The 1,603-nt window shown below is 74.2% G+C and carries 1 protein-coding gene; it reads right to left on the bottom strand.

Features of this window, described 5'->3' with window-relative positions:
- The coding region (locus A9W95_RS27615) for a PGRS repeat-containing protein (RefSeq protein ID WP_067409046.1) at positions 1-1,603 on the bottom strand (1,603 nt) is incomplete at both ends.

The following is a 1,603-nucleotide window of genomic DNA, read 5'->3' as shown; positions in this document are numbered from 1 at the left end:
GACGGTGGCGCCAGCGGCATCGCCTCGCTGTTCGGCAGCGGTGGAGCCGGCGGCCAGGGCGGCACCGGTCTGACCGGCACCACCGCCGTCACCCCGGACAACGGCACGGCCGCCACTGGCAGCGCCGGGTTGGTCGCGACCCAGGTCGGCTTTACCGGTGGTGCCGGCGTCGATGGTGCTGTTGGTCAGGTCGGCGGTACTGGTGGGACAGGCGGGTCCCCAGATTTCCTGTTTACCGGCTCCCCCGCCCCCGGCCGTGCCGCCGCTTCCGGGGCTGCCCGGCGTCTTGATGCTGTCATTGCCGCCAGTCGCGGTCCCGCCTTTCCCGCCATCGCCACCGTCGCCGCCGCCGCCGCCAACACCGCCGGCGCCGCCCACGCCCGCGCTGCCGCTGGATCCGGCTTGGCCGAGGAAGCCTCCCTCCCCCGCTGCGCCGGCGGCACCGCCGGCACCGCCGGCACCGCCCGTACCGCCGACGCCACCGCTGCCTCCGAGACCTCCGTTGCCGCCGAACGATTTCTCACCGACCTGCGTCGCGATCGCTGAGCTATTCCCACCGTTGCCCGCCGATCCGCCGTCACCGCCGAGACCGCCGGATCCGCCGAGACCACCCGTGCCCCCGGTGCCGGCGGCACCGCCGGCACCGAACAGCAGCCCGCCGTGGCCGCCGGCCCCCCCGACACCTCCGGCGCCGCCCGATCCGCCGGTACCGCCGACGCCGCCCACGCCGCCGGTGCCGCCGGTTCCGCCGACAGCAGTGACAGCAATAAAGCTGGCCCTAGAGGTGGAGCTACCCCCGGCACCGCCGGCACCACCGTTCGCCGCAATACCGCCGGCGCCGCCCGTGCCGCCGGTGCCACCGTGTCCGCCGGCCCCGCCGCTACCGAACAGCAGCCCGCCATTGCCCCCGACACCGCCGGCACCGCCCATCCCGCCACTGCCGGCGGCTCCAGCGTCGCTACCGAATCCGCCGACACCGCCGACGCCTCCGGTGCCACCACTGGTGTCCGCGCCGGGAACCGAGCCGGTAAACAGGAAATCTGGGGACCCGCCTGTCCCACCAGTACCGCCGACCTGACCAACAGCACCATCGACGCCGGCACCACCGGTAAAGCCGACCTGGGTCGCGACCAACCCGGCGCTGCCAGTGGCGGCCGTGCCGTTGTCCGGGGTGACGGCGGTGGTGCCGGTCAGACCGGTGCCGCCCTGGCCGCCGGCTCCACCGCTGCCGAACAGCAAAGCGTTGCCGCCAGCGCCGCCGGCGCCGGGGTTCCCACCGTTAACGCCCGCCAGAGCAGCGCCTCCCAAACCGCCTGCGCCGCCGTTTCCGTACAGGATTCCGCCGGTACCGCCGCTACCGCCGCTGGCGCCGGCTCCACCGCCACCCCCGGCGCCCCCGTTGCCAAAGAGCCCGGCGCTGCCGCCGTTACCTCCGGCCACGCCGTTGGCCGTCTGGGTGAATCCAGACCCACCGTTGCCGAACAGCAGCCCGCCGGCGCCGCCGTTGGGATTTGCCGCTGTTCCACTGGCGCCGTCGCCTATCAGAGGCCGCCCCAGCAACGTGTTGGTGGGTGCATTGATCAGCGCCAACAGGTCGTCTTCG

This window comes from Mycobacterium sp. 1423905.2, assembly GCF_001673155.1.
In the GTDB taxonomy this organism is placed as follows: domain Bacteria; phylum Actinomycetota; class Actinomycetes; order Mycobacteriales; family Mycobacteriaceae; genus Mycobacterium.
Note: the sequence above shows the minus strand (reverse complement) of the source record. Positions and strands in the feature narration are given on the sequence as shown.